Raw genomic sequence first — 1,521 nt, 5'->3', positions numbered from 1 at the left:
TTTGCTCATTCACTACTCCAAAGATCGAGTGGGCAATGATCCGGTACCCTATGTCGGCAGGGTTTGGGCCTGCGTTGCATCTGTCACCGGTGACGATCGATAAAACCGATTGGCCAGGACCTGTTCCAGGGCCATCATCAGGGCCAGCAAACCCAGCAAATACGGTGTGATTTCAAGCCCGGTTCTCCCCGCCGTCACCTGGCGAAGCAGATGTTCTTTATCGCGGGCGATCTGCATCGGTACATCCCCGAAAGCCTGTTCCAACTGCCCTGCAGACACGCGATCAAGATTCATGATGTGCCCCGGACAGTTAACGCTGAATCCCGAGTGAAAATCGACCCCGGCTTCGCGAGCCAACACACGAAAGTTGCCGATCTGCTCGGTGGCGCTGATCAAAATTTCATGACTCTCGGGATCCACATTGACACGGATCGGCAAGGTGGCGTCCTGCGTATCGGCATTAAGGACATCGGGTGGCGGTTCCAACAGAACCGAGGTGAGCCGCAAATCAGGGTCCACCTCCAGCCGCACAGGCTCACCGACAAAGTAGTTACTCCGCAGATCCCCAGCCCCGGCCAGATAGAGGGCCATCTGATTGGCCAAAATCACGAACGGCCATGCCTGCCCCATCGTGAGCATACTCCACGGCGACTCCTCCGGGAGATCGGAGATGGCCGTCGTCACCGTGATGGCCCGACCTTTCTGAATCGGGCGTTCCACGATGGCAGGATGTCCATTGCTGTAGGGTGCCACCACATAAGCGTCGCTGGCCAGCGGGTCGAGCACCCAGTATCGATAGACGGGAAACATGTCCCACGGAACCGACCCGGCCACAGAGCGGAACGGCGCCAACAGATAGTGGTCGTAGAGGGACGGCCGAAGATGCAGTTCTCCGCTTGGGTCGCGAGCCTGCACAAGAATTTGGCCGGCCAGCAGATCCTGAACAGGCCCCGTATTCCATTTCTCGATTGACCCCAGAGACCGCCCCAAAAAGAAGGCCACTCCCTTTCCCGCCCGGACCAGGTCGCGGAGTTTCGTCCAGAATGAGTCTGGCAACGGCGGCGGGTCCAGCAGAAAGTAGGCTGCATACGTCGACAGATCTTCTTTCTGCAATTCTTCGTAAGAAACCACTTCGCACTGATAACGCGAGATGCCGGCACGTCGAAGGGTTTCCGGGGCCAGAGCCTGGGAAAGATACACCGCGTGTCGCCCCGCTGGCTGTGGGGCGGCAATGAGAACGCGAAAAGCGGGCCGCACCTGGATGGTGAAATACCAGCGATCATTCACACGCAGGGGCGAATCGCCTTCCAGTTGGAAATAACCCTGATACACGCCCTGGGTGAGTCCACCGATGCGCACATTGAGACTCGCTGTGCCATTCTGGGCAAACTCCACGGTTTCCTGGACCCGTTTCACCGGTTCCTTTTGTGAATCCGATTCAGCTTTCCCCAGAGGGCCAGAAAGATATCCGACGAGCGATCGTCTCTCGGCCGGTCCCCAGCGGCGGCATTGAATTTCAAA

The 1,521-nt window shown here is 58.1% G+C and carries 1 protein-coding gene; it reads right to left on the bottom strand.

Going from position 1 to position 1,521, the window contains the following annotated elements:
* Window positions 1–48 precede the first annotated feature (48 nt).
* Window positions 49–1,521 (bottom strand): hypothetical protein (locus tag H5U08_RS18465; RefSeq protein WP_297036528.1); only part of this gene is annotated, 1,473 nt, incomplete at its 5' end.

Origin of the sequence: Thermogutta sp., from assembly GCF_014359955.1 — a bacterium.
Classification (GTDB): domain Bacteria; phylum Planctomycetota; class Planctomycetia; order Pirellulales; family Thermoguttaceae; genus Thermogutta.
The sequence above is the reverse complement of the archived record's forward strand: the minus strand, read 5'-3'. Positions and strand labels throughout refer to the sequence as shown.